Source organism: Tessaracoccus sp. MC1679 (assembly GCF_014164775.1).
In the GTDB taxonomy this organism is placed as follows: domain Bacteria; phylum Actinomycetota; class Actinomycetes; order Propionibacteriales; family Propionibacteriaceae; genus Arachnia.
In genome coordinates this window covers 192,528-218,318 of record NZ_JACJGB010000001.1, presented here as the reverse complement: position 1 = coordinate 218,318, position 25,791 = coordinate 192,528, and the positions used below count along the sequence as shown (strand labels likewise).

Annotated in this window: 22 protein-coding genes; 14 read left to right on the top strand and 8 right to left on the bottom strand. The window is 68.0% G+C overall.

The features are described from left to right. The 4 genes from H5398_RS01055 to H5398_RS01040 all read left to right on the top strand — a co-directional run bounded on the left by H5398_RS01055 (window position 1) and on the right by H5398_RS01040 (window position 3,523). Window positions 1-1,359: a PHP domain-containing protein gene (locus H5398_RS01055; protein WP_182798672.1), complete on the top strand. Its 1,359-nt coding sequence runs from the start codon at window positions 1-3 to the stop codon at window positions 1,357-1,359. Continuing rightward, complete coding sequence (locus H5398_RS01050; RefSeq protein ID WP_255443433.1) at window positions 1,356-2,516, top strand: SDR family NAD(P)-dependent oxidoreductase; 1,161 nt, start codon at window positions 1,356-1,358, stop codon at window positions 2,514-2,516. The genes H5398_RS01055 and H5398_RS01050 overlap by 4 nt, the downstream gene beginning before the upstream one ends. Before the next feature lie 278 nt (window positions 2,517-2,794). Further along, window positions 2,795-3,208, top strand: coding sequence for a CBS domain-containing protein (locus tag H5398_RS01045; protein ID WP_182798671.1), 414 nt, complete (start codon window positions 2,795-2,797; stop codon window positions 3,206-3,208). Window positions 3,209-3,301: 93 nt separating this feature from the next. After that, window positions 3,302-3,523, top strand: a complete 222-nt coding sequence (locus tag H5398_RS01040) for a CsbD family protein (RefSeq protein WP_182798670.1) — start codon at window positions 3,302-3,304, stop codon at window positions 3,521-3,523. Between the two features lie 62 nt (window positions 3,524-3,585). Here H5398_RS01040 and glf read toward each other — a convergent pair whose 3' ends face one another. Continuing rightward, the gene (glf, locus tag H5398_RS01035; protein ID WP_182798669.1) at window positions 3,586-4,725 is read right to left on the bottom strand and encodes a UDP-galactopyranose mutase; all 1,140 of its coding nucleotides are present in this window, start codon (window positions 4,723-4,725) and stop codon (window positions 3,586-3,588) included. A 93-nt stretch (window positions 4,726-4,818) separates the two neighbouring features. Then, window positions 4,819-7,746: a glycoside hydrolase family 3 C-terminal domain-containing protein gene (locus H5398_RS01030; RefSeq protein WP_220489036.1), complete on the bottom strand. Its 2,928-nt coding sequence runs from the start codon at window positions 7,744-7,746 to the stop codon at window positions 4,819-4,821. A 142-nt stretch (window positions 7,747-7,888) separates the two neighbouring features. Between H5398_RS01030 and H5398_RS01025 the strand changes: the two genes are divergently transcribed. Both H5398_RS01025 and H5398_RS17630 read left to right on the top strand, forming a co-directional pair. Beyond that, the gene (locus tag H5398_RS01025; protein ID WP_182798668.1) at window positions 7,889-8,602 is read left to right on the top strand and encodes a LytTR family DNA-binding domain-containing protein; all 714 of its coding nucleotides are present in this window, start codon (window positions 7,889-7,891) and stop codon (window positions 8,600-8,602) included. Then, window positions 8,599-9,900, top strand: coding sequence for an ATP-binding protein (locus H5398_RS17630; protein WP_182798667.1), 1,302 nt, complete (start codon window positions 8,599-8,601; stop codon window positions 9,898-9,900). The genes H5398_RS01025 and H5398_RS17630 overlap by 4 nt, the downstream gene beginning before the upstream one ends. On the opposite strand, the gene H5398_RS01015 is transcribed toward H5398_RS17630, so the two are convergent. From H5398_RS01015 to H5398_RS01000, 4 genes are all read right to left on the bottom strand, one after another. Next, window positions 9,893-10,903 carry a glycosyltransferase family 2 protein gene (locus H5398_RS01015; RefSeq protein ID WP_182798666.1) on the bottom strand — a complete coding sequence of 337 codons (1,011 nt, stop codon included), beginning with the start codon at window positions 10,901-10,903 and terminating at the stop codon, window positions 9,893-9,895. The two genes, H5398_RS17630 and H5398_RS01015, sit on opposite strands and share 8 nt — an antisense overlap. A 14-nt stretch (window positions 10,904-10,917) precedes the next feature. After that, the gene (locus H5398_RS01010; RefSeq protein ID WP_182798665.1) at window positions 10,918-11,541 is read right to left on the bottom strand and encodes a hypothetical protein; all 624 of its coding nucleotides are present in this window, start codon (window positions 11,539-11,541) and stop codon (window positions 10,918-10,920) included. 20 nt (window positions 11,542-11,561) lie between these two features. After that, on the bottom strand, window positions 11,562-13,955 hold the full coding sequence (locus H5398_RS01005) for a glycoside hydrolase family 3 C-terminal domain-containing protein (protein WP_182798664.1): 2,394 nt from the start codon (window positions 13,953-13,955) through the stop codon (window positions 11,562-11,564). 202 nt (window positions 13,956-14,157) lie between these two features. Beyond that, window positions 14,158-14,562, bottom strand: coding sequence for a hypothetical protein (locus tag H5398_RS01000; RefSeq protein WP_182798663.1), 405 nt, complete (start codon window positions 14,560-14,562; stop codon window positions 14,158-14,160). 153 nt (window positions 14,563-14,715) lie between these two features. On the opposite strand from H5398_RS01000, the gene H5398_RS00995 reads away from it, so the two are divergent. The 6 genes from H5398_RS00995 (at window position 14,716) to H5398_RS00970 (ending at window position 20,947) form a co-directional block, all read left to right on the top strand. Then, entirely contained in the window at window positions 14,716-15,354 is a 639-nt protein-coding gene (locus tag H5398_RS00995; RefSeq protein WP_182798662.1) for a response regulator transcription factor, read from the top strand. Then, entirely contained in the window at window positions 15,351-17,156 is a 1,806-nt protein-coding gene (locus tag H5398_RS17625) for a histidine kinase (RefSeq protein ID WP_182798661.1), read from the top strand. The genes H5398_RS00995 and H5398_RS17625 overlap by 4 nt, the downstream gene beginning before the upstream one ends. Window positions 17,157-17,239: 83 nt before the next feature. Beyond that, complete coding sequence (locus H5398_RS00985) at window positions 17,240-18,727, top strand: methylmalonyl-CoA carboxytransferase subunit 5S (RefSeq protein ID WP_182798660.1); 1,488 nt, start codon at window positions 17,240-17,242, stop codon at window positions 18,725-18,727. Between the two features lie 11 nt (window positions 18,728-18,738). Continuing rightward, window positions 18,739-20,295 (top strand): acyl-CoA carboxylase subunit beta, encoded by a 1,557-nt coding sequence (locus tag H5398_RS00980; RefSeq protein WP_182798659.1) that lies wholly within the window; start codon window positions 18,739-18,741, stop codon window positions 20,293-20,295. A gap of 12 nt (window positions 20,296-20,307) precedes the next feature. Then, complete coding sequence (locus H5398_RS00975; protein WP_182798658.1) at window positions 20,308-20,568, top strand: hypothetical protein; 261 nt, start codon at window positions 20,308-20,310, stop codon at window positions 20,566-20,568. Between the two features lie 19 nt (window positions 20,569-20,587). Beyond that, entirely contained in the window at window positions 20,588-20,947 is a 360-nt protein-coding gene (locus tag H5398_RS00970; protein WP_182781690.1) for a biotin/lipoyl-containing protein, read from the top strand. Window positions 20,948-21,488: 541 nt separating this feature from the next. Here H5398_RS00970 and H5398_RS00965 read toward each other — a convergent pair. Next, the gene (locus H5398_RS00965; RefSeq protein WP_182798657.1) at window positions 21,489-22,046 is read right to left on the bottom strand and encodes a hypothetical protein; all 558 of its coding nucleotides are present in this window, start codon (window positions 22,044-22,046) and stop codon (window positions 21,489-21,491) included. Window positions 22,047-22,121: 75 nt separating this feature from the next. Here H5398_RS00965 and H5398_RS00960 point away from each other — a divergent pair, with 75 nt between their 5' ends. Together H5398_RS00960 and H5398_RS00955 are read left to right on the top strand one after the other, a co-directional pair. Continuing rightward, window positions 22,122-23,285: an iron-containing alcohol dehydrogenase gene (locus H5398_RS00960; protein WP_182798656.1), complete on the top strand. Its 1,164-nt coding sequence runs from the start codon at window positions 22,122-22,124 to the stop codon at window positions 23,283-23,285. Window positions 23,286-23,365: 80 nt separating this feature from the next. Further along, window positions 23,366-24,814, top strand: a complete 1,449-nt coding sequence (locus tag H5398_RS00955; protein WP_182781693.1) for an AI-2E family transporter — start codon at window positions 23,366-23,368, stop codon at window positions 24,812-24,814. Here H5398_RS00955 and H5398_RS00950 read toward each other — a convergent pair. Next, the gene (locus tag H5398_RS00950; RefSeq protein WP_182798655.1) at window positions 24,808-25,545 is read right to left on the bottom strand and encodes an SDR family oxidoreductase; all 738 of its coding nucleotides are present in this window, start codon (window positions 25,543-25,545) and stop codon (window positions 24,808-24,810) included. The two genes, H5398_RS00955 and H5398_RS00950, sit on opposite strands and share 7 nt — an antisense overlap. Window positions 25,546-25,791 lie beyond the last annotated feature (246 nt).

The following is a 25,791-nucleotide window of genomic DNA, read 5'->3' as shown; positions in this document are numbered from 1 at the left end:
ATGTCCCGCGACGTGATCAACGATCCGACGGCGCTCCCGACCGAGCGCCTGGCTGCCCTGCGGGAGTACCTGCAGGGCGGCCCGGAGTTCCCGGAGTTCGTCACCGAATCCAACAACCACGTCCACACCATCTACAGCTTCAGCCCCTACACGCCGGCCATGGCCGCGCTGCGGGCGCGTGAGGCCGGGCTGATGGTGGTGGGCTCCGTGGACCACGACTCCGCCGCCGCCGCTGAGGAGATGGCCGAGGCGGCGTCCTTGCTGGGGATGGGGGCCGTGACCGGCTTTGAGTGCCGCGTCTACGTGCACACCGCCGACGAGGTGGCCTCCGGCAACGCGCCGATGCACGCCCGCAAGCTCAACAATCCGGACACAGCAGGCATCGCCTACATGACGGTCCAGGGCATCCCGGCGGGGGCGCGCGACGCCGTCGCCGAGTACCTGGCGCCGATCCGCGAGGCGCGCCTGAAGCGCACCGGGCAGATGGTGGAGCGGGCCAACGAGATCCTCGGCCGTCTCGGCGCACCGCTGATCGACGTGGAGGAGGACATCGTCGAGCGGTCGCAGTTCCTCCGCGGCGGCACCGTCACCGAGCGCCACTTGCTCGCCGCGATGGCGTCGAAGCTGATCGAGCGGTTCGGCCCCGGCCAGTCGCTCGTCGACGGGCTGGCCGAGATGGGACTGAACCTGGCCGGCAAGGTGCGCGACCAGCTCGCCGACCCGGACAACCCCTACCTCGTCTTCGACCTCCTCGGCGTCATGAAGGCCGAGTTCCTGGATCAGATCTACGTGATCCCGGGCCGGCTCGAGGACGGCGGCGAGTGCCCGAGCATGGCCGAGGTCATCGCGTTCGCCAAATACGTCGGCGCCATCCCTGCCTATGCCTACCTGGGCGACGTGACCGCGTCGCCGACGGGGGACAAGAAGGCGGAGAAGTTCGAGGACGACTTCCTGGAGGAGCTCGTCGACGAACTGGAGCGGATCGGCATGCCGGCTATCACCTACATGCCTCCGCGCAACACCGCCGAGCAGATGGCGCGGGTGGCTGAGCTGGCCGCCGAGCACCGGATGCTTGAGGTGTCTGGCGTGGACATCAACACGCCCCGTCAGGTGTTCAACTGCCCGGAGCTTCAGCGCCCCGAGCTGGCGCACCTCAACGACGCCACCTGGGCGATGGTCGCGCACGAGCAGTTGGCCAACGAGAGCGCCTCGCTGGGCCTCTTCTCGCCGGATTCGCCGCTGGCGGTCCTGCGTTTGACGGATCGGGTGGCGCGCTACGGCGCGCTCGGCCGGGCCCTCGTGGCCGGTGAGACCACCGTCGAGGAAAGTGTCAGTCAGTTGAGGAGGGCTCTGTCATGAGCATCGTCGACATCGCCCCGGTGCTCCGGGGCGCCTACCTGGCGAAGTACGGCATCCCGGTCATCCTCTCCCCGCTGGCATCGCTGGCTGAGGTGCCGACGCAGTCGGCCTCGAAGCCCCTCCCGCTGGCTGAGGTGCCGACGCAGTCGGCCTCGAAGCCTATGGAAGTGGCCACGGCCGCCGACTTGGCCACGGCCCTGGCCGACGCCGACCTCCCCCTGCCCGGCGACCTCGTCGTCGAGGTGGCGGGGGAGCGCCACGCCTTCTCGGTGAGCACCCTCGGCGACGTCACCCCCCTCCCAGGCGCACGCTCCCCGGAGGCGCGTAGCGCGGCCTCCCGATCCGCCGTCGTCGCGGGCAAGGTGGCCGTGGTCACCGGCGGCGCGCAGGGCTTCGGCGCGGAGATCGTCCGCGGGCTCGTCGATTCGGGCGCCTTCGTCTACATCGCGGACCTCAACGCCGACGGCGCCTCGGCGCTGGCCGCCGAGCTGGGCGACCGTTCCGCGGCGATCACCGTCAACGTGGCGGACGAGGCCTCGGTCGCGGCGATGGCGGAGCAGATCGCAGCCACCACGGGCGGGCTCGACCTGGTGATCTCCAACGCGGGCATCGTCCGCGCCGGGGGAGTGCTGGAGCAGGACCTGTCCGCGTTCGCGCTGACCACGGACATCAACTACACCGCCTTCTTCCTCGTCACCAAGCACCTGGGCCGTATCCTGGCCGCGCAGCACTCGGCGGCGCCGGGCTGGATGACCGACATCATCCAGATCAACTCGAAGTCCGGCCTGGTGGGCTCGAACAAGAACGGCGCCTACGCCGGCTCGAAGTTCGGCGGAATCGGCCTGGTGCAGAGCTTCGCGCTGGAGCTCGTCGAGCACGGCGTGAAGGTCAACGCGATCTGCCCAGGCAACTTCTACGACGGCCCGCTGTGGTCGGATCCGGACAAGGGGTTGTTCGTGCAGTACCTGCGCTCCGGGAAGGTTCCGGGCGCCACCACCGTCGACGAGGTGCGTGAGTTCTACGAGGCCAAGGTGCCGCTGCGTCGTGGCACCACGGGAGCCGACGTCATGCGGGCGGTGTATTACATCATCGAGCAGGCGTACGAGACCGGCCAGGCCGTCCCCGTCACCGGCGGCCAGGTCATGCTGAGCAGCTGATCCCTTCGACGCTTGGCCATCGCGGCCTGCAGGATTCTTCCTAGAGAGCGGTAACTGTGTATATACGCAGATACCGCTCTCTGCGTAGGAACTTGCAGATCCACTCCTGCCGTCGATCGTTGGGCGGCGTCTCTGGTGGTGGGGGGAACGCCCAGATCTGCACCCCTTGCGTCCGCACCATTGACGCAGCTGACTGCGGGACGGCCGTTTGGATCCGCCAGAACCGGGTAACGGGTAAGTGGGCAGCCGCTCGGACTGACCTGACCGTAGGAGGAACGATGAAGACAGCACGAGACATCATGACCACGCCGGCGGAGACGCTCGCGCCCACCGCGACACTCACCGAGGCCGCCCAACAGCTCCGGGACCTCAACGTCGGCTCGTTGCCCATCCTCGACGGCGACCACCTGCTTGGTGTGGTCACCGACCGCGACATCGTGGTCCGAGGCATCGCCGAAGGCCTTGACCCGTCGAACGCCACCGTCGCGGAGGTTGCGACGGGCGCCGTCGTGACCGTGGACGTCGACGACGATGCCGAGAAGGTCGCCCGCATCATGGGCGAGCGACAGGTGCGTCGAGTTCCCGTGCTCGACGGCGGGAAGCTCGTCGGCGTCATCGCGCAGGCGGACGTGGCCCGCGACCTCGACGCCCGAACCACCGGCGATGTGGTGGAGGACATCTCCCAGAGCTGATCCAGACCCCAGGTTTCGGAGATCCCTTCCGTGGATTGAACGGGAGGGGTACCGTGGGTGGGGTCCTGTTATCAACCTTTCGGGAGGCAAAGTATGGGCTTCGGAGACAAGATTCAAGAGACCATCGGTAAGGCCAAGGAAGGCCTGGGCGACTTGATCGACAACGACGAGCTTCGCCGAGAGGGCCAGAAGGACCGCATCGAAGCCAGCGCCAAGCAGGTGGGCGATGAAGTGAACGAGAAGTTCACCGACGCCACCGGCAACGTGGCTGACAAGGTTGAGGACTTCAAGCGGGACGTCTCAGACGGCCGCTAGCCAGGCTTTACTACTAGCAAGACGGGGTCGCCTTCGGGCGGCCCCGTCTCCGCGTCAGGGTCCTAGAACCAGCTCCGGACGATGCTGTCGAATCGGCTGAGTGCGGAACCTATTGCCATGTGCATGTCCAGGTACTGGTACGTACCCAGCCGGCCTCCGAAGAGGACTCGCGGCTCGGCGGACGCCGCTCGGCGGTACTGCTCCAACCGCGCCCGGTCCTCCGGAGTGGACACCGGGTAGAAGGGCTCGTCTTCGCCCTCGGCGAAGCGCGAGAACTCGCGCACCACGATAGTGCCGTCGCGATAGGTCCGCTCCGGATGGAAGTGCTTGAACTCCAACGTCCGTGTGTAGGGCACGTCCTCGTCGCACTCGTTGATCACGGCTGTGCCCTGGTGATCCGGCACATCCATCACCTTGCGATCGAAGTCGAGGGTCCGCCATCCCAGCGCTCCGAACCGATGGCCGAAATAGCGGTCCACGGGGCCGGTGTAGACCACAGGCACCTGGCCGGCCACAGCACTCCGGCTGAGGGGATGGTCGGCATCGAGGAAGTCCACGCCTAACCGGATATCAATCCGCGGATGGTCAGCCATCCGCTGCAGCCACGCCGCGTAGCCGTGCCGCGGCATGCCCTGGTGGGTGTCCGAAAAGTACCGGTTGTCGTAGGTGAACCGCACCGGCAGCCGTGTGATGATGCCGGCGGGGAGGTCGCGGGGATCGGTCTGCCACTGCTTGGCGGTGTATCCCCGGATGAACGCCTCGTACAGGGGGCGGCCGATCAGCGAGATCGCCTTGTCCTCGAGGTTGCCGGGCTCGCGGCCTGTCAGCTCGCCGGCCTGCTCGTCGATGAGCGTGCGCGCCTCGTCCGGGCCCATTCCGCCTCTGAAGAACTGGTTGATCGTGCCGAGGTTGATGGGGAGCGGGAACACTTCGCCGCGGTGCCGGGCGTAGACGCGGTGCTCGTAGGGCGTGAATTCGGTGAAACGGTTGACGTATCCCCACACCGCGTCGTTGGAGGTGTGAAAGATGTGCGCTCCGTAGCGGTGCTCCTCGATGCCGGTGGCCTCGTCCACCGTGCTCCAGGCGTTTCCGCCGATGTGGTCCCGCGATTCGACGACGGTGACCCGCAGCCCGAGTTCGGTGGCGGCCCGCTCCGCGATGGTCAGCCCGAACAGCCCTGACCCGACGACAATGAGATCCACGCCCGCCTCGCCACCTTCGCTGGTTCCTGCCCACACGGTAGTGGCCGGGCCCACCCGAGGGGGTGGACCCGGCCGATTCGCCCAGGCTGAGTGTCAGCTGTCAGCAGATGCCTTGCGGTACCTCTTCCACGTCCACGCTGCGGACGCCCCGAGGAGGGCGACTGCGGCGACGTTGATGGCGATCGCCGCCTGCTGCCAGGGCAGAAGCCCCTGCCTGGCCCGCTCTTCATCGTGCACCCAGCTGTTCGCCACGGTGTACATGAAGTTCTTGGTGGCGCGTCGCATCTCCTGCACCGTCGTTGCGGCGGTGGGGTCTGCGACGTTGTTGGGGCCACCCTCGAACGTGGACAGCATCCCGTCCACTCCTCCGGACAGCGCCATGTCCGCCGTCATGAAGCCGTGTCCGTTGTTGCGGAAGAAGTCGGTGATGACCAGGCCACGGAAGCCCCACTCGTCCCGCAGGACCGTCTCGTTCAGCTCGCGCCATTCGCCCACCCAACGGTGACCGAGGTAGTTCCACGAGACCATCACGGCGTCGGCCCCGCCGTCCTTGACGGACAGCTCGAAGGGCTTGAGGTAGATCTCACGCATGGCCTGTTCGTTGGACCAGACCGAGACCATCTTTCCGTTGAAGTCGTACATGGCGAAGTGCTTGATGTACGAGTAGACGCCCTCGGACTCGGCTCCGCGCACAGCGCCCGCCGCGATGAGCCCGGCCAGCATCCCATCCTCGGAGTAGTACTCGTAGTTGCGGGCACCGAACGCGATGCGGTGGGTGTTCATCGCGGGGGCGTACCAACCGGCGGAGCCGAGGTCCCGAGACATCTTGCCCATCATCTGGCCATAGACCTCGGCCAGCTCAACATTCCAGGTTGAGGCAATCATGACGGCCACCGGGAAGCCGGGGGACCCCTTACCGGTGAAGTTGTTGTTGATCGCAGCAGGGCCGTCCGAGTCCACAGTGGCGCGCTTGCCCACGGAGTCCACGGCGGCCGTCTGATACCCGGCCAGCGCGATGAGGTTACCCATCTCGTCGACGGTCACCTGGTCGAGCAGCTCGTCCCAGCGGGGATCGTCATAGTCGGCCCCGCGCAGCTCCTGGAGACGCAGGTCTCCGTCGGCCCCAGTGGTCGGCATGTCGTCGGCAGGGTCGAGGTACGCGGTGGGGTCGTAGTTGGCGTTGACGTGGTACTCGGACGCGAACGGCTCGGCGAGATTCATGTCGGTCGGCGCCGCGGTGGCCTGGGCGTAGTTCGCGAAGCCACCGGCACGCGACAGGTAGGTCACATCGCCAGCGGCGTCACCGAAGAGGTTGGCCGCAGTGATGTCGTCGCTCTCACGCTTCTGGTCGCCGGTGAACGATTCCTCCGAGGAGACCGTGAATGTCTGGGAGTCGAGCACGTCATGGGAGTTCGAATTGACCGACAGCTCGTAGTCCCCGGCCTCCAGGACGTAGCCGCCCTCGCCTGACATGTCATACGAAGCCAGGTCCTCAGCGTCCACGGAGAGCGTCACAGTCTCGGACGCGCCGGGCTCAAGGAGACCGGTCTTGGCGAACGTGATGAGGTTGGCGGTGGCCTTCTCGATGCCGCCCTCGGTGTACGGCGGGTTGGAGTACAGCTGCACGACGTCCTTACCGGCGGTGTCACCGGTGTTGGTGACGGTGACATCAACCGAAAGCGTGCCGCCGGACTCCTGGAGCTCGCCCATCTCCTGCGTGAAGGTGGTGTAGCTCAGACCGTGGCCGAAGGGATACTGCACGGTGGCGTCATAGTCGATCAGGCCCTCCGCGGCAGCGGTCTCGTAGAACTTGTAGCCCACGTAGATGCCCTCGACGTAGTTGATGAAGGAGGGGTAGAACATCTGGGGCTTGCCAAAGTTCATTCCCTCAACTGCGAAATTTTCGAGGTTCTCGTAGTTGCGCATCACCTGGTTGTTCCACCACGGCGCGGCCTTGTAGTCGTACACGAACGTGTCGGGAGTCTTACCGGACGGGTTGATCTCGCCGGCGAGGATGCCGCCGAGCGCGTTGAAGCCGACGTTGCCGGGACCGGGCGCCCACACCACCGAACGGATCTCCGGGTGCTCGTCGACGAAGCCCATCTCCAGCGGGTTGGCACCGTTGTAGACCACGACGACGTCGTCGAAGTTGGATGTGACCAGCTCGACGAGGTCCTCCTCGGTCTGGGAGAGCTGGAGGTAGTGCTCGCCGGCCTCGAAGTCGGCGTACTCGGTCGAGTTGTCGTCATGGTTGCCCTGCGACACATCGGTGGGCATGTCGTTGTGTCCCTCGCCGGCCATGCGGCTCACGACGATGACGGCGGTGTCCGAGAATTCCTTCGCGCCGGCGAGGAGGTCCTCTCCGTAGGTGGATGCGGGGGGCTCGGGCAGGGTCCAGCTCTGCTTCTGGATGCTCATCTCGGGACGGTCGGAGGTGTAGCCCTGGTAGAACTCCAGCAGGTCCTCGTTGACGGAGAAGCCGCTGTTCTTGAGCCCGTCGACGAGGCTGACCGTCTCGAAGAGGTCGTTGATGCCGCCGGATCCGGCGCCACCGTAGACGGGATTGCTGGACGCCCACCCGAACAGGTTGAGCTCGCCTCCGTCGGCCAGAGGCAGGAGTCCGTCGTTCTGCAGGAGCACGATTCCCTCAGCTGCCACCTCCTCGGCGGCGGGAAGCGCTTCGGCCACCGTCTCGTCGGTCACCTGGCCGCTGCCGGTGGCAAGGCCGATCAGCGTCGACATGGGGCCGAAGGCAATCAGGTTGGCGATGAGGAGCAGCGCCAGCAGGGAGCCGATGACTGTGCCGCCACGCCACAGGATGCGCTGGGGGCGTGGGCGCTTCCTGAGCGCCACGAGCGCGACGACGCAGGCGACAATCACGATGCCGGCGGCGATCAGGTACGGAGCCACTAGTTGCAGGACGGCGATGAGATCCGCCATCTCGAAGTTGACCATCGAGGGTCCCTCCACTTCATTGGGGTCAAGTGTGCCGCCGAACTGGCGACCGGTAGTTGTCTTCACGGGTGGTGAGCCCGTTGGGTCCAGATTCGCCAGTACTCCTGCCGCGTTCCCGTGTCGGAGCACGATCGGTCCATGCAGCATCACAATCGGTGCGCCAGACGATTCGGTTGAAATGGAGGCGGAAGACCGGCACAGTGCACACATGATCCGCATCGGGGTGGTCGACGACCATGAGGAGAGCCGGCAACTGCTGCAGACCTACCTGGCGCGCTATGAGTTCGAGCACGGTTCCCAGTTCGCCGTCGAGGAATTCGCCGATGGGTCCGAGCTGACTGCCGTCTACCGCCCCCGCTTCGACATCATCTTCCTCGATGTCCAGATGGAGAACCTCGACGGGTTCGCCACCGCCCGCCTGATCCGCGAGGTGGACCCCGGGGTGATCCTCATCTTCGTCACCAACATGGCGCAGTTCGCCATCAAGGGCTACGAGGTGGACGCGATGAGCTACCTTCTCAAGCCGGTGCCCTACTTCGCGTTTTCCCAGGAGCTCAAACGCTCCCTCGAGCGCCTCGACCGCTCCCGCGACGACCACATCGTGCTCAGCGTCGGCGGCGAGGTGCTGCGCGTCAACCTGGCGGACGTGGTCTACATCGAGAGCATCAAGCACCGGCTCGTCTTCCACATGGGCGAGGACAAGCTGTCGATGATCGGCACGCTCAAGGAGATGGCCGCCCAGCTCGAGCCCCGCGGATTCTTCCGCTCCAACAGCTTTCTGCTGGTCAACCTCCGGCACGTGGAGGGTTTCAGCGACGGCGAGTCCAAGCACACCGGCGGCGTTTCGCTGCCCGTCAGCCGCGCCCGGAAGAAGCCGTTCCTCGAGGCGCTCACCGGCTACTTCGGCGGGCATCAGGCGTGACGGAGGTCCTCCCCGACATCCCCCGGGTGGTCACCGGTCTGGCCGAGTGGCTGGCGTGTGCGGTCTACATCCTGGTGCTGCCGCGACGTTGGGGGGTGATCGGCACCGCGATCACCCTGGCGGTCGGCCTGGCCGCGCTGGTGGGGATCCAGCTGTTCGCCGGGACGCTCCCGCTGAACCTGTGGACCGTGGGGATGGCGTTAGCGGTGGCGGGCATGGTGGCGTTGATCGCGACGGCCACCACGGTGGGCCCCCGCGACGTCGGCTACGTCACCGCACGCGCGTTCGTGTTGGCCGAGCTCGTGGCCTCGCTCGAATGGCAGATCCACGCGTTCTACTTCCACCCCGAGCCCGGTGTGACGGGCCTGGTTCCGATGATGGTGCTGCTGATCCTCTACGCGGTGGGCTTCGGGGTGGCCTATGTCCTTGAGCGCCGTCACTTCGACGGGACTTCACCCGCCGTCGGCCCTCGCATGCTCAGCATCGCCGTCGCCATGGCGCTCACCACGTTCGCGCTGAGCAACCTCAGCTTCATCACTCCCAATACCCCGTTCAGTGGTCAGATCTCGATCGAGGTGTTCTACATCCGGACTCTCGTGGACCTGGCCGGCTACATCGCGTTGTACGCCCAGCACGAGCAGCTGCGCAAGCAGCGCGCGGACCTTGAGCTGGTGGCCATGGACGGCATCCTCCGCACGCAGCACGACCAGTATCTGGCGGCCAGACGTGACATCGAGATGATCAGCCGGGCCTCCCATGACCTGAAACACCAACTCACGGTCATCCGCGCCGAGTTGGACCCGGCGCGTCGGGGCCGCCACCTCGACGCGCTTCAGGAATCACTGGATCAGTTCGTCGCGGCGTTCGACACCGGCAACCCCGTCCTCGACACGATGCTCACTTCCAAGGCACGACTCTGCCGTTCACGCGGGATCAACTTCACCTGCGTGGCGGACGGGACGGCGCTGGGTTTCATCGAGGTGATCGATCTGGCCAGCATCCTCGGCAACGCTTTAGACAATGCCATCGAGTCGGTGTCGCGACTGGAGGATCCTGAGCACCGCATCATCCGCGTGGCGGTGTTCAACCAGGCCCGCTTCGTGGTCATGAAGTTCGAGAACTACTTCGACGGGGAACTGCGCTACCTGGAGGGAGAGCTGGCCACGAGGAAGATCGGCGGCACCCACGGGCTCGGGCTGAAGAGCATCCGCTTCACCGCCGAGAAGTACGGCGGTCAGGCCACCGTCGCGGACAAGGACAACTGGTTCACGCTCACAGTGCTGCTGCCGCTCAGTTGAAGCCCACAGCGCGCTTCGCCGCGAGGTAGGCCCACACGGATACCCTCCGACCCGCCCTGCCTGGCAGGTTCACCAGCGCGCCGACACCGCTGCGCCGCAGCCGCCGGTGGGCAGCCGCGTGAGCTTCCCGGAGGTCGAGCCACAGATCCCGCTTCTGCCTGAGGTGCTCAGGCTGCCCTGCGCGGATCAGCATGATCGACGACACCGCGCAGATCAACCCGAGGTAGTGCACCAGGTAGCGGTGCAGGGCGGGGTCGGTGGACGCCGCGTCGGGCAGTGCATCGATCATCAACCGGTTGACGCGTAACTGCTGATCCAGCCGCCGCAGCATGACAGATTCGTTGACCGACTGGTCCGCGCGGCCGATGTGGTAGCGGTACAGGTCCACGTCGAGGTACTGGAGCCGCCGCACGAAGGGCAGCGGGACGAAGGCGAACAGGTTGTCCACGTAGAACGTGTGTTCCGGCAGCCGCACGTCTGACGCGCGCAGGACGGCGGTGCGGTAGGTCAGCGAGTGCATCAGGAGCCCCTGGTTGGGGCGGAAGTGTCCCACCTCCCGCCAGGAGAATTCGCGGCCCTGGGGAAGGACGTTGCGGTAGCGCATCGCGTGCTGGCGACTCCGCCCCTCCTTCTCGTAGACGAAGTTGCTCACCACCAGATCAACGGGCTCGTCGCCCTGGGTGCGGAGGACTCCCAGCAGCGAGGCGAGTGCCCCGCGGTCCAGCCAGTCGTCGCTGTCGACCACCTTGAAGTACCTGCCCGTGGCTGCGTCGAGGCCGGCGTTCACGCCCGACCCATGCCCACCGTTGCGCTTGTCGACGACGCTGACCCGCCCGGGATGCGCGGCGGCGTAGCCGTGCGCGATCGCGGACGTGTCGTCGGTTGAGCCGTCGTTGATGACGATCACCTCGACGTCGTCATCGAGCGGCAGCATCGAATCCAGGCAGCGGTGCAGGTAGGCGGCCGAGTTGTAGCTTGGCACCACCAGGGACAGCGTCGTCACAGCGGGTGATCCTTTCAGGCCGGGTGCTGCTCGGCAGGTGCTTCGTCGGCCGCGGACTCCTGCTTGAAGATCAACTTGAAGATCGGGTAGAAGACCCAGAACGAGATGGCCGAGTTGATGATCATCGTGATGACGTCGGCGGTGGTCTCGCCGGTCTGGCCCCAGCCGAGCGTGTCGATGAAGAAGGTGTAGATCGGCGCCTTGTAGAAGCCCTGGGCTGCCGCGGCCACCAGCGTGATGACGAGGTAGGCGATGAAGTACCAGAAGGCCGCCCGCCAGATGCTGGTGTTGGACTTGAACGTGATGTTGCGCTGAGCGAAGAAGTTGAGCACCTGGGCGATGAGGATAGCCAGCTGGACGGCGAGGAAGTAGGCCAGGCCGCCGCCACCCTCCGGGAGAGCCCCGGCTGCGTAGTCGAAGACGAAGTACTGGGAGCCGTCGACGTTGGAGCCGATGGGCCACACCTGGAAGTCAGTGTCGATCAGCGACGTGCGGCCGAAGATCCCCCGGAACACGGGCATGATCACGATCTGCAGGACGGTGATGCCGTTACTGAGGATGAAGAACATGAGGAACTTGGACAGTTCGGGGTGGCGTTCGCTGTATCCCGCCCACATGGCGCGGATCTTGGTCAACATCGTGTGAATCTCCTTGTGGTTCAGCGGGTCGCGGTGAGCTGGCGCGTCAGGGTCTTGGTCGTGCGGCGGGCCCGGATGAAGCCGCCGATGATCATCCGCAGCCCTCGGATGTGGTGACCGTTGACGAGGGTGACAACGCCGTCGACCATCTCATCGCTGACCATGCCGTTGGTCATCTTGCCCAGGGCGCGGAAGGGCATGTTGTAGAGGAACTGGACGTTGAGGTCGGGCTCGCCCTTGGCCTCGCTGCGGAGGCGCAGCGTGTTCAGGACCCAGTGCGCGGCACGGCCGAGCGGGCTCCGCCCCAGGCGGAGATCGCCGAGCGGGTCGTTGCGGTCCACCGTGCCATCGGCGTTCTCCGGATGGACGGTGACGCCCAGGAGGTCCCGGAACTCGTCGTCGTTGAGACCGCGCAGCATGGCGGTGCGCATCGTCGCGGGTGCGACGGCGCTGGTGACGCTCACCCCGGGGATGTGCAGTTCCCCGCTGAGCCGCACGTCGGCCGAGCTGGCGCCCACCAGGACGCGGCGGGTGGCGTCCTCAACCACCCATCCACCGGTGGTGGTGTCGAAGTGGCGCCAGGTGTAGCTGTCGAAGGCGATCGTGACGCGGCGCGACTCGCCCGGCGCGAGGCGCACCTTGACGAAGCCCTTGAGCTCCTTCTCCGGGCGCACGACGGCGCTGCCCGACGTCGCGACGTACAGCTGCGCGATCTCGGAGCCGGCCACCGGGCCCGTGTTGCTGAGGGTGAACTCGGCGCCGGCCTCGCTCAGGCGGAGGTCGGAATAGCTGAAGCTGGTGTAGCTGAGGCCGTGGCCGAACGGGTAGCGGACGGCGCGCCCTGCGGCCTCAGCGTGGCGGTAGCCGACGAACAGGCCCTCGCGGTACACGCTCGAGCGGCCCTCGGCGGGGAAGCGCCCGAAGGTCGGGGTGTCGGTCAGGGCCATCGGGTAGGTCTCGGCGAGCTTGCCCGACGGCGTGACGGCTCCCGTCAGGACGCGCATCGCGGCTTCGGCGCCGGCCTGGCCCGAGAGGTAGCCGTGCAGCACGGCCCGGGTCTGGTCAGTCCAGCCCATGTCCACCACTGAGCCGGCGCTGAGCACCACGACTACGTTCGGGTTGGCGGCGGCCACGGCCCGCAGCAGGGAGAGCTGCGCGTCGGGTAGGTCGATGTGCCGACGGTCCACACCTTCGGATTCGCTGATCTCGTCAAGACCCAGGTAGAGCAGCGCCACGTCGGCCGACCCCGCGGCCGCGACAGCCTCGCGCTCCAGGTCCCCGTCGGCGGGAGAGTGCCGACGGTAGCCCTGCGCGAACGCGGCCAGTTCCAGCCCGCTGCCCGCGATGGCCTCGCGGGCGCTGGTCAGGCGGGTGGGGTTGACGGCGGAGGAGCCGGCGCCCTGGTAGCGGGGGGTGTCGGCCATGTCGCCGATGAGCGCGACGGTGGTGCCGGCGGGCAGCGGGAGGATCGCGCCCTCGTTGCGGAGCAGCACCATCGACTCCTCGGCAGCGCGGCGGGCGATGTCGTGGTGGGCGTTGCGGTCAACCTGCGGGCGCGGGGACTTGCGGGCGCCGAGTGCGAGCGCCACCACCTCGGCGGCCCTGGCGGTCAGGGCCTCCTCGGAGAGGCGGCCGTCGCGGACAGCCTCGACGAGTTGGCGCACCGAGTCGAAACCGGGGGCGGGCATCTCGAGATTGGCCCCGGCGGCGACGGCGGCGACGGCGTCGTTGCTGCCTCCCCAGTCGCTGATCACCACGCCGTCGAAGCCCCACTCGTCACGGAGGATGTCGGTGAGCAGGTGGCGGTGCTCGTGGGCGTAGGTGCCGTTGACGCGGTTGTACGAGCTCATCAGCGCCTTGGGTGCGGACTCGCGGACCACGATCTCGAAGGCGGTGAGGTAGAGCTCGCGCAGCGTCCGCTCGTCGATGACGGAGTCCGACGCCATGCGGCGCAGCTCCTGGCTGTTGACCGCGAAGTGCTTGGGTGTCGCGGCCACGCCTTCGGCCTGGACGCCGCGGACGTAGGCCGCGGCGAGCTTGCCACTCAGGTACGGGTCCTCGGAGAAGTACTCGAAGTTGCGTCCACCCAGGGGGCTGCGCTTGAGGTTGAGGCCGGGGCCGAGAAGCACGTCGACGTCGAGGGCGCGTGCCTCGCGCCCGAGGGCGTGGCCCACCTGGTTCGCCAGGTCGACATCCCAGCTGTTGGCCACCGTCGCCGAGGTCGGGAAGCAGGTGGCCGGCTCCGAGGCGTTCAGGCCGAGATGGTCCCCCGAGCCGACCTGCTTGCGGATGCCGTGGGGGCCGTCGGCCATGAAGAACGAGGGGATGCGGTGTCGCGGCAGGTCTCGCGATTCCCAGACGTTCTTGCCGCTCAACAGGGCGGCCTTCTCCAGCGTCGTCAGCTTCTCGATCATGGGGCATCTCCGATGATGGGCTTGGTGGCTGGCGGGTCGTTCCGCCGTAGGACTGATTCCAGCACGCCGCCCGGGGGTGTCTCCCGTCGCACATGCACAACCGGCACGATCACCGGCACGATCTGTCGCGTCCCGCCCGACGACAGCGCAGGGCCCCGTCCTTGCGAGACGGGGCCCTGGAGAACCGGCGGAGCGTGTGTTGTCAGGCGGGCTGCGGCACACGGCTCCGCTGTGTCGGGGCCAGCAGCAGGACCGCGATCACGATCGCCAGCAGAATCGAGCTCCCGGCCATCACGCGCAGCAGGACCGGAACCCCGGCGACGAAGAAGGCAGGGAGGGCCGTCAGAGCAGAGATCGCAACGGCTCCGGTGGCGATGCGGTGCGCCGCCGGATGGTCCGTCCGCCAGCCGATGATGACCGCCATCAGCCCGATCACGCCGAGCACCGAGCCCAGCACCAGCACGATGAAGGGTGGGCCCACCTCGCCGGTGACGGGGATGAGGGCTGAGGGGATGTTGGTCAGGGAGTAGAGGCCGGCGAGGACGAGGCCGGTGATCCTCTTGGCGCCGAGCTTGGGCCGGTCGAGTGAGGTGGCGCTGGTGTTCATGGTGAGATCCTTTCGTCTGGTGTCCCTCCAGCGTGCGCCGCGCGCGTATCCCACCGCGACAGTCGCGTCTCCCCTCGCCCCGGGAGTGGGTCCCGCCTGGTCGGGAACATTCTCCCGGTGCCCACCCAGGCGGCTGGCTGCCATTCTTGGGCCATGACCGTTCGGCTTGTCCTCGTCGATGACCACCCGGTGGTGCGACGGGGCCTGCGCGCCCTGCTCGACACGATCGACGAGGTGGAGGTCGTCGGGGAGGCCGCCGACGGCGAGGCCGCGGTGCGCGAGGCTCAGCTGCTCCACCCGGACGTGATCCTCATGGACATCAGGATGCCCATTCTCGACGGCGTGGAGGCCACCCGGCGGATCAGCGCGGCCGTGCCGGAGGTTGCGGTCCTGGTGCTGACGATGTACGACGATGATGCCACCGTCCTGACCGCGATGCGGGCCGGCGCCCGCGGATACCTGCTCAAGGGGGCTGAGCAGGACGAGATTGTCGCGGCCATCCGGGCGGTCGCCGCCGGGCAGGTCATCTACGGGCCGGGGGTCGCCGCGCGCATGCTCAGCCTGTTCGCGGCGCCGGCGGTGTCGACGGTCCCCTTCCCGGAGCTCACCGGGCGGGAACGCGAGATCCTCACCCTCCTGGCCTCGGGGCTGCGCAACGCCGCGATCGCCAGGCAGCTTTTCCTCTCTCCCAAGACCGTCAGCAACAATCTGACGGCGATCTTCGCGAAGCTGCGGGTCGCCGACCGGTCCGCGGCTATCATCCGGGCGCGCGACGAGGGGCTGGGAACGTGAACGACGTGGCCGAGTCCTCCGCGCTCGTGGTGATGTGCCTGGCCCTGATCGGATCGGGCGTAGCGTTACTCGCCACGCGAGGCAGCCGCCCCTCGGCCGCGCTACTCATCCTGGCCGGCGCATTCGGGGTCACGGGTGTCGCGATGGGGAGGCTCGGGCTCGACCCGGCCAGGCCCTGGACCGCCGCAGGCGTGCTCTTCCTGCCGCTCAGCCTCATCACATACCCGCGGGTGAGGCGCAGCACGCCCGATCTTCTGGCGGTGACGGTGAGCGTCGCCATCGGAGCAGCCGCCGTCGCCTACCCCGCTTCGGAGGCCATCGCGGTTCTCGCCACCGCCGCGTTGAGCGTGGTGGTGATCAGGACGTGGTGGGCGTTCGAGCGGGGGGAGGTGGGGGAGCGTGCGCCTCTGGCCTGGGTCGCCCTGGCCCTCCTTGTCGCGCTCTGCGTGTCCTTCGTAGGCGCGTTCGGCGGGCTGGGGCTTGTCGGGACCGTGGCCGCCATGTTGTCTTTGGCGCTGATCGGCCCGGCCATGGTGGTCGGGGTCAGGGCCCCGACGACAAGCCCGCGCGGGGCGCTGGTCTGGGTGACAGTCACCTTCACGACCGTGGCCGGGTACATGGCGGCGTTCGGCCTTGTGGCGGCGATGGTCGAGCTCCTCCTGGGGAGCCCCCCCACCGTCGGCGTCCAGGGGCTGCTGGCGGCGGCCCTGGCCCTGGGGGTGCACCCGTTGCGTCACGTCCTGCGAGGCGTCGTAGAGGAGCTCTTGTTCGGGCGCCGCCGCGATCCTCTCGACGCCGCTGCTCGGGTGGCTGGGTCGGTCGGCGACGAGCCCGAGTCTGCGCTCGAGGCCATCCGGGACGCGCTCGGGCTGCCCTACGCCGCGGTCGTCGCGGGCGGCGTGACCCTCGCCGAGTCGGGAAGTCGGGTGGGGACGGAGGCGGTTCGCCCCCTCGAGCCGGGGTCGCCGGGGACCCGGCAGCTGGTCGTGTGCCTACGCAGCGGAGAGCTGCGGTTGAGCCGCGACGACGAACAGGTGTTGTCGCTCGTCGGCCCCCTGCTCGCCCAGACGCTGCGCGCCCACGAGCTCGCGGCCGAGGTGCGGGCCTCGCGGGTCACGGTCATCTCCGGGGTCGAGGACGAGCGTCGACGGCTGCGCCGCGACCTCCACGACGGCCTCGGCCCCAGGCTGACGGGCATCGCGTTCACCGCAGACGCGGCGATCAACACCCTCCGCTCCGACGGCGGGGCCACCGTTGCGCTGCTCTCCGACCTGCGCGCCGAGGCCGCTGCGGCGATCATCGAGATCCGAGGCCTGGTGGACGGACTGCGGCCCCCGTCGTTGGACGAGTTGGGGCTGGTCGGCGCCCTCCGGCTGCAGCTGCAGTTGCTGCGCAGCGCGTCGGGGCAGCCGCTGGCCGTCGAGCTGGACGCAAATGTGCCGAGCGGGCTCCCCGCAGCCGTCGAGGTGGCGGCCTACCGGATCGTCACCGAGGCGTTGTCGAACGTGGCGCGTCACGCAGGGTCGACGCGGGCCATCGTGCGGCTCGAGCCCTCCGACCACCCTGGTGGGCGGGCGCTCCTCATCGAGGTGCGCGACGGGCAGGCCGAAGGAAGGACGGCTGAGGACACGGTCAAGGCGTGGCGCCCAGGCGTGGGTCTGGGGTCCATGCGCGAGCGGGCCGAGGAGCTGGGAGGATCCTTCGAGGCTGGCCCCACACAGGCCGGTGGGTACGTGCTGGCGGTCCTCCCGCTGACCGCCCCAGTGCCCGCTCGACTAGGGGCGACGGCGGCAGAGGAATAGTTCCCCAGCGTACAGGGGTTGGTCGGACCGAGTATCTCGGGGGTGCCGTCCCGGGCGGGCGATGTCCATGATTGGATTACTCCATGACAGCCCGAAAGATCGGCGTGACGGAGCTTGTACTCCGAGACGCGCATCAGAGTTTGATGGCGACCCGCATGGCCATGGAGGACATGGTCGGCGCCTGCGAAGACATCGACCAGGCTGGTTACTGGTCAGTCGAATGCTGGGGTGGCGCGACGTTTGACGCGTGCATCCGATTCCTGAACGAGGACCCCTGGAAGCGCCTGCGCACGTTCCGCGAGTTGATGCCCAACTCCCGGCTGCAGATGCTGCTGCGCGGCCAGAACCTCCTCGGTTACCGCCACTACGAGGACATGGTCGTCGAGAAGTTCGTGGAGAAGTCCGCCGAGAACGGCATGGACGTCTTCCGGGTCTTCGACGCCCTCAACGACCCCCGCAACATGGCCCACGCCATGGCCGCGGTCAAGAAGGTGGGCAAGCACGCCCAGGGCACCATCTGCTACACAATCTCCCCGGTCCACACCGTCGAGGGCTACATCAAGCTCGCCGGCCAGCTGCTGGACATGGGCGCCGAGTCCATCGCCCTGAAGGACATGGCCGCCCTGCTGCAGCCGCAGCCCGCCTACGACATCATCCGCGGCATCAAGGAAACCTACGGCGACGTGCAGATCAACGTGCACTGCCACGCCACCACCGGCGTCACCCTCGTGTCGCTGATGAAGGCCATCGAGGCCGGCGCGGACGTTGTGGATGCGGCCATCTCGTCGATGTCGCTCGGCCCCGGCCACAACCCCACCGAGTCGCTCGTCGCGATGCTCGATGGCACCGAATACACCACGGACCTGGACATGGAGCGCCTCCTCAAGATCCGCGACCACTTCGCGGGCGTGCGCCCCAAGTACAAGGAATTCGAGTCGGCCACCCTGGTGGACACCGACATCTTCCTGTCCCAGATTCCCGGCGGCATGCTCTCCAACATGGAGTCGCAGCTGCGGGCCCAGGGCGCGGGAGACCGCATCCGCGAGGTCATGGAGGAGGTCCCGCGGGTCAAGGCAGACGCCGGCCACCCGCCGCTGGTCACCCCGTCGTCGCAGATCGTGGGCAGCCAGGCTGTGTTCAACGTCCTCATGGGCCGCTACAAGGTGATGACTGGCGAGTTCGCGGACCTCATGCTCGGCTACTACGGCGAGTGCCTCGGCGACCGCAACCCTGAGGTCATCGAGCTGGCCCAGAAGCAGACCAAGAAGGACATCATCACCGGGCGACCCGCTGATTACCTCAAGCCCGAGTGGGACAGCCTGCACACGCAGGCCGAGGCGCTTGAGGGCTTCGACGGCTCCGAGGAGGATGTGCTCACCAACGCCATGTTCCCGGGGGTTGCGCCTGCGTTCTTCAAGACTCGCGCTGAGGGGCCCAAGAGTGTGGCGAAGACGCCTGAGCAGTTGAACACCGAGAAGGCCGCTGCCAGCCACCAGGGCATCACCGGTCCCATCAAGTACAAGGTGACGCTCGCCGGTCGCGAGCACCACGTCGCCGTCGAGCCAGTCTGAGGAGCAAGCAGATGCCCAAGGAATACACCATGGCTGAGCGCCTCGATCAGCTCACCGAGAAGCGCGCCCACGTCCACGCCGGTGGCGGCGAGGACAAGCTGCAGAAGCACCGCGACAAGGGGAAGATGACGGCGCGCGAGCGCATCGACTCCCTCGTCGACGACGGCTCCTTCCAGGAGACCGGCGCCTTCCGCCGCAACCGCACCACCACCTTCGGGATGGACAAGGCCGACATGCCGGCCGACGGCGTGGTCACCGGCGCCGGCTACGTGCTGGGGCGCCCGGTCCACCTGGCCAGCCAGGACTTCACCGTCATGGGCGGCTCCGCCGGCGAGGCGCACTCCATCAAGGTCACTGAGACCCTGAAGGCGTCGCTGACCACCGGAACGCCGTTCATCTTCATCAACGACTCGGGCGGCGCCCGCGTCCAGGAGGGCATCGACTCGCTCTCCGGCTACGGCAAGGTGTTCTACGCCAACGTCCTGCTCTCCGGCGCGGTGCCCCAGATTTCGATCATCGCCGGCCCGTGCGCCGGTGGCGCGGCCTACTCGCCCGCGTTGACGGACTTCATCATCCAGACGCGCAAGGCCCACATGTTCATCACGGGCCCCGGCGTGATCAAGCAGGTCACCGGTGAGGACGTCTCGCAGGACGAACTCGGCGGCGCGGATGCGCACATGGCACGCTCCGGCGTGGTGCACTTCGTGGCCGACGACGACGAGCAGGCCATCCTGATCGCCAAGAAGCTGCTCAGCTTCCTCCCGCAGAACAACACCGAGGATGCCCCCATCGTCGATCCCGACGACGTGGTGGAGCCCAACGAGAAGCTCCGGAACATCCTGCCCGTGCAGTCCAACAAGGGCTACGACGTGCGCGAGGTCATCGCCGAGATCGTGGACCACGCGGACTTCCTCGAGGTTCAGGCCGGCTGGGCGAAGAACATCGTGGTGGGCTTCGGCCGGATCGTGGGCCGCACCATCGGCATCATCGCGAACCAGCCGAGCGTCATGTCCGGCGTGCTGGACATCGACTCCTCGGACAAGGCCAGCAAGTTCGTCCGCTTCTGCAACGCGTTCAACATCCCCGTGGTGAACCTCGTCGACGTCCCCGGCTTCCTGCCCGGCGTCGCCCAGGAGCACAACGGCATCATCCGCCACGGCGCGAAGATGCTCTACGCCTACTCCGCGGCCACCGTCCCGAAGATCACCGTCGTGATGCGCAAGGCCTACGGCGGCGCATACCTGGCGATGTGTTCGAAGGACCTCGGCGCGGACAAGGTGTTCGCATGGCCGACGGCGGAGATCGCCGTGATGGGCGCTGCCGGCGCGGCCAACGTCGTGTTCCGTCGCGAGATCGACGCGGCCGAGGACAAGGAGGCGCGTCGCGCCGAGCTGGTCGAGGAGTACCGCGAGACGTTCTCCACCCCCTACATGGCGGCGAGCCGTGGCCTGGTGGACGACATCATCGATCCCGCCGACACCCGTCGCGAGATCGCCATGGCCCTCGAGCTGCTCGTCGGTAAGCGCGAAGTGCGCCCCGCCAAGAAGCACGGCCTCGGCCCGGCCTGATCGGGGATAGCGATGGAAGACACCACACTGCAGGAGTTGCGCGACGCTGTCGCGGCTCTCACGGACAAGGTTGCCGTACTCGAGGCACGGGTTGAGTCCCTCGAGGACTGCCGCCAAATCCCCGAGGCGGACATCATCGCCATCGGCGCCGCGGTGGCCGCGTACTTCGGCCACAAGGCCAAGGTGCGCGCCATCCGTTACGGGTCGCAGACCAGGTGGGCCGCGGCCAGCCGCGCCCGCGTCCATGACCGGTCCGTCCCCCACGTCCGCTGACACAGCCACAGGAGAACCAATGAAACTCAAGGTCACCGTCAACGAGACGGAATACGAGATCGATGTCGAGGTCGAGGAAGAGGAGCGCCAGGGGATGGGGCCGGTCATCATCGGCGTCAACGCCGGTGCCAACCCCATTCCGACGAAGGCCTCCGTGTCCGCCGTCAGCTCCAACGCCGTCGTGGCGCCCCTGGCGGGGTCGGTCGCGCGGGTGCTGGTCACCGTCGGCGAGGAGATCGAGGCCGGGCAGGTCCTGCTGCTTCTCGAGGCCATGAAGATGGAGACGGAGATCACCGCCCCCGCGGCGGGCGTCGTCTCTGCCATCCTCGTCGCCCCCGGCGACGCGGTCCAGGGTGGTCAGGCGCTCATCGAGCTCTGACAACCGCTTCAACTCACGACGGGCCCCGGGTGCGCGAGCACTCCGGGGCCCGTCGCTGTTCCCTGGCGCGCCTCTCAGGTGCACGACACGCCGTCTGAATGTGGGTGCGTGTGCACCAGCGACGGTGGGGTGCGGGTCCGACGGCGAGTCGTGCACGGCCGGTAAGGAGGGTGCCTGCGGGGGGTGTGGTGCTGCGGTCGGGTGCATCCGTGTGCACGACACGCCGTCTGAATGTGGGTGCGTGTGCACCAGCGACGACGGGGTGGCACTCGGCCGGCGTTTCGTGCGCACCTGACTCCCGGCGGGAGGAGCGGTGCTGGGGGAGTGGTGATCCGGCGTTGATGGCGCTCCGGTTGAGCGTGCACGAAACGCCGTCGGAAGCAGGGTGCGTGTGCACCAGCGACGACGCGGTGACGCTCGACCGGCGTTTCGTGCACACCCAGGGGACGGCTTGTGGGCACGACACGCCGTCGGAATGTGGGTGCGTGTGCACCAGCGACGGTGGGGTGCGGGTCCGACGGCGAGTCGTGCACACCCACGGTCACGGGGCGCCGCATTGAGGCGTAGGGTTCGCATCACGGGGATGCGTCGCGGGGGACCTTAAGGCGGCCGGCACGACGGCGTGCGTGGGCCAGATCGACCGTCGGAGCGCTCCGTCACCAGCGCTGTCGGCTGCATACAGGGCGTCCAGAGGGATGAGCGGCAGCGCGGGGCACCCTTCGGTAAGGGACGGCTGGAAGATCTGCGGGTACCCGGTCACGAAGATGGTGGCCTTCGGTGCTTGGGTTTTGAGCGCCGTGATCAGCAAGCCGAGGTCGGCGCCCATGTCCCCCAGCTTGTCCGCAGCCGCGAGGATCGCACCCTGGCAGCGGGAAGGAGCCTCAGCGCAGGCTTGCGCGACCGTCATGAAGCCGACGTCGTTACCGCCCACGGTCAGCGTGATTTGGTTCGCCGACTCCGGCACCTTCGGGACCTGCTTCATGAGCACTTCGTCGATCGTGGCCCCAGAGGAGGCGAGGAACGCCGCCCGGTTCCACTGCCCGGCAAGCGGGACGCGGACGCCATCGAAGGCGCCGGGTTCGTCACCGGCTAACGACACCCGCTGGCCCCGTCGCTCCGGACTTCTTCCGGGCGACGGGGCCTTCGTCTGCCGTCGGTCTGGCACGCTGGAGGCATGACCGAGTTCACCTTCGCCACCGCCACGTCGATCCGGTTCGGGGCGGGGGTGGCGGCCGAACTCCCTCAGCACAGCCGACGGCTCGGAGAGCGTCCCTTCGTCATCACCGGCCGCAACACCCACCGACACGCCGAGGTCCTCCGCGACATTTCTGACGTCGGCTCCTTCGCGCTCACCGGTGAGCCCAGCTTCGACGACGCCCGCGCCGCGGTCGCCGCCGCACGTGCCGCCAAGGCGGACCACATCATCGGCATCGGCGGGGGAGCGGTACTGGATCTGGCGAAGGCCGTCGCGGCCCTGGCGGCCGGCGACACCGACCCGATGGACCACGCCGAGGTGATCGGTGGCGGCCAGCCGCTCCCGCACCTGTCTCTTCCGTTCATCGCTCTGCCCACCACGTCGGGCACCGGCTCCGAGGTGACGGCCAACGCCGTCCTCACCTCCGTCGAGCACCGGGTGAAGGTGTCGCTGCGGGGACCGTCGATGCTGGCGACGGTGGCCATCGTCGACCCCGCCCTCACGCTCACCTGCCCCCCGCTGGTGACGGCGCAGTCCGGCATGGACGCCCTGACCCAATGCCTGGAGCCGCTCACGTCCCGGTTCGCCAACCCGATGGTCGACGCGCTGGCGACCGCGGGTCTGCGGGCCGCAGCGCGAGGCCTGGCCCGCGCCGTCGCGGAGAGCGAGGACCTGGAGGCGCGCACCGACATGGCCTTCTGCTCCCTCATGGGCGGCCTCTCGCTGGCCAACGCGAAGCTGGGAGCCGTCCACGGCTTCGCCGGTCCGCTGGGCGGCACCACCGGCGCGCCCCACGGCGCCATCTGCGCGGCCCTCCTCCGGGTCACCACCCGCACCAACATCCGCGCCATGGCGGAGCGCGAGCCGGACAACCCGGCGTTGGCGAAGTACGCGGTCGCGGCCGAAGCGCTCACCGGTGAGCGGTTCGACGGAGCGCCCACAGCCCTCGTCGGCGAGCGGCTCGATGCCTGGCTCATCGCTTTGGAGGATCAGTTGCGCCTCCCCGGGCTGGCCGAGCTTGGCCTCGCCGAGGGGGATCACGACGCCGTGGTCGAGGCGGCCATGAAGGGCAGCTCCATGAAGGGCAATCCGATCACCCTGACCCGCGACGAGCTGGCACAGATCCTGCGCGAAGCCGCCTGATCCGCCACCTCCGGCGTGCCCGGTACGCTGAGCGGCAGACCGGCGCCAGTCACACCGGCCCGCGAACGCAAGGAGGATGGGTGACCCACCACGAGGATCAGAGGGAAGGTGGCGCCTCGGCGCCCCAGAACAGCACAGCGGACCAGAAGGGACACGACGCGCCGCACCCGGACCTGACGGCCGATTCCGTCCCGGACCCGCGGCCTGGACATCCGAGTGACGCGCTGCTCACACCTGATCCGGCGGAGCCCGTGGACCGCGCTGACGTGATCGGCCAGGGCGGACGCTGGCTCGCCCTGTGGGCGGGCCGGTTCCTCCTCATCGCGCTCGCGCTCGCCGCGTTCGGCTGGGTCTTCGCCCAGTTCTGGGACGGTGTGCTCCCGCTGGTGCTCGCGCTCCTGCTCACCTCGGTGCTGTGGCCGGCCACCGCGGCGCTCAAGCGCGTCGGGGTGCCCTATGCGCTCGGGGCGGCGATCTCGCTGCTCGGAGGCGTGGGGATCATCGCCGGGCTGATCGCCAGCATCGCGCCGAGCGTGGCCAAGCAGTGGCCCGAGTTGTCCTCGCAGGCGGTGCAGGGCGTCCGGCGCCTTCAGGAGTGGGCGGCGGGGCCGCCGCTCAACCTGCGGGACGAGCAGCTCGACACCTGGATCACGCAGGGGCTGGACTACCTGCAGTCCCGAGCCGGTGAGATCTTCTCTCAGGCGCTCAGCATCGGCGGCAGCGTCGGCAACGTCGTCATCACGCTCCTGCTGATGATGGTGCTGACCTTCTTCTTCCTCAAGGACGGCGCGAGCTTCCTGGGCTGGACCCGGAGGGTGGTGGGTCGGCGAGCAGGATTCCATGCCACCGAGCTCCTGACCAGGCTCTGGGGCACCGTCTCCGGTTACATCCGCACTCAGGCCATCGTCAGCTTCGTTGACGCTCTTTTCATCGGGCTCGGCCTGGCACTGCTCGGCGTCCCCCTTGCCTTCCCGCTGGCCGTGATCACCTTCATCGCGGGCTTCATCCCCATGGTGGGAGCAGTGACCGCCGGCGCCTTCGCAGTCCTGGTGGCGCTCGTCTCCAACGGGTTCACCACCGCCGCCCTGGTGTTGGGCCTGATCCTCCTAGTGCAGCAGCTGGAGGGCAACATCCTGCAGCCACTGTTGCAGTCCAAGGTGATGAAGCTTCACCCCGTGGTCGTGCTGCTCGCTGTGGTGCTCGGCAGCGTCTGGTTCGGCATCATCGGCGCCTTCCTGGCCGTTCCCGTGGCTGCAGCCATCGCCGTCGTCCTGCGCTACCTCGGAGACCTGATCGACATCAGGACGGGGGAGCGGTCAGCTGACGAGGTCGAGTGGGCCACGGCCGACGGTCGGGTGGTGGCGAGCGAGTCCGAGCGCTCCGCCCAGTTCTTCAGCGCCTTGGTGCGGCTGCGCCGCACGAGGCGCCCGGAGGTCGAGGTAGCCGATGAAGGCGTCCTAGCGGAGGATGAGCACGGTGATGAGAGCCACCGGTCCTGGCTCGATCGGATGCGTCGCCGCAGTCACTGACCTTCGCGGTACACCTTGTGCTGGGCGGCCTGCGCCCGCGGGCGGATGGTCAGCCTGTCGATGTTCACATGCGACGGGCGGGTGGCCATCCAGGTGATCGCGTCCGCCACGTCCTCGGCGCTGAGCGGCTCCGCGACACCCCGATACACGGCCGCGGCGCGGTCCTCGTCGCCCCCGAAGCGGGTGACGGAGAATCCCTCCGTGCGCACCATGCCGGGGCAGATCTCGGTGATGCGGACCGGGACGTCGAAGAGCTCAAGCCGCATGGATTCGACGACGGCGCGCTCCCCGGCCTTCGCTGCGCAATAGCCCGCGCCGCCCTCGTAGCCGGAATCGGCGGCAGTGGAGGTCACGAACACGAACACACCCTGGGCCGCGATCAGCGCGGGGAGCAGCGCCTTGGTGACGCGGGTGGTGCCGATCAGGTTGGTCTGCAGCATGGCCGTCCACGCGTCCAGGTCCGCGTCGCTCACCGGCTCCAGCCCGAGCGCGCCGCCGGCGTTGTTGACCAGCACATCGAGGGCTCCGCCCGCCGCCTCGGCGAGGCGGGCCACGTCGTCGTCACTGGTGATGTCGCACTCGACGGCGACCCCGCCGATCTCGGCGGCCAGCGCCTCGATCCGGTCTGACCGGCGGGCCGCGCAGATCACGCGAAACCCCTCCCGCGCCAGGAGGCGCGCAGTCGCTGCCCCGATCCCAGAACTTGCCCCTGTCACCACAGCTGTCTTCATGGGGGCCACTCTAGGACGACGATGAGATCCGCGTGAAGGTGATAGTCACGACCCTTCGAGACGGGCCACGCCGCTTCGCGGGCGGCCCTCCTCAGGGAGCGGTTCGGCGGCCCCGGCACACACCGCGCCTGATCCATCAGGGATGGTTTCCAGGAGTGCTCGTCTGGCGGCTCGCCCTTACTCAACCTGGCTTGTGGAGGCGCATGAGGGTGCTGGGTGACTGGGCGGCTCGGCGCAGTGATGCCC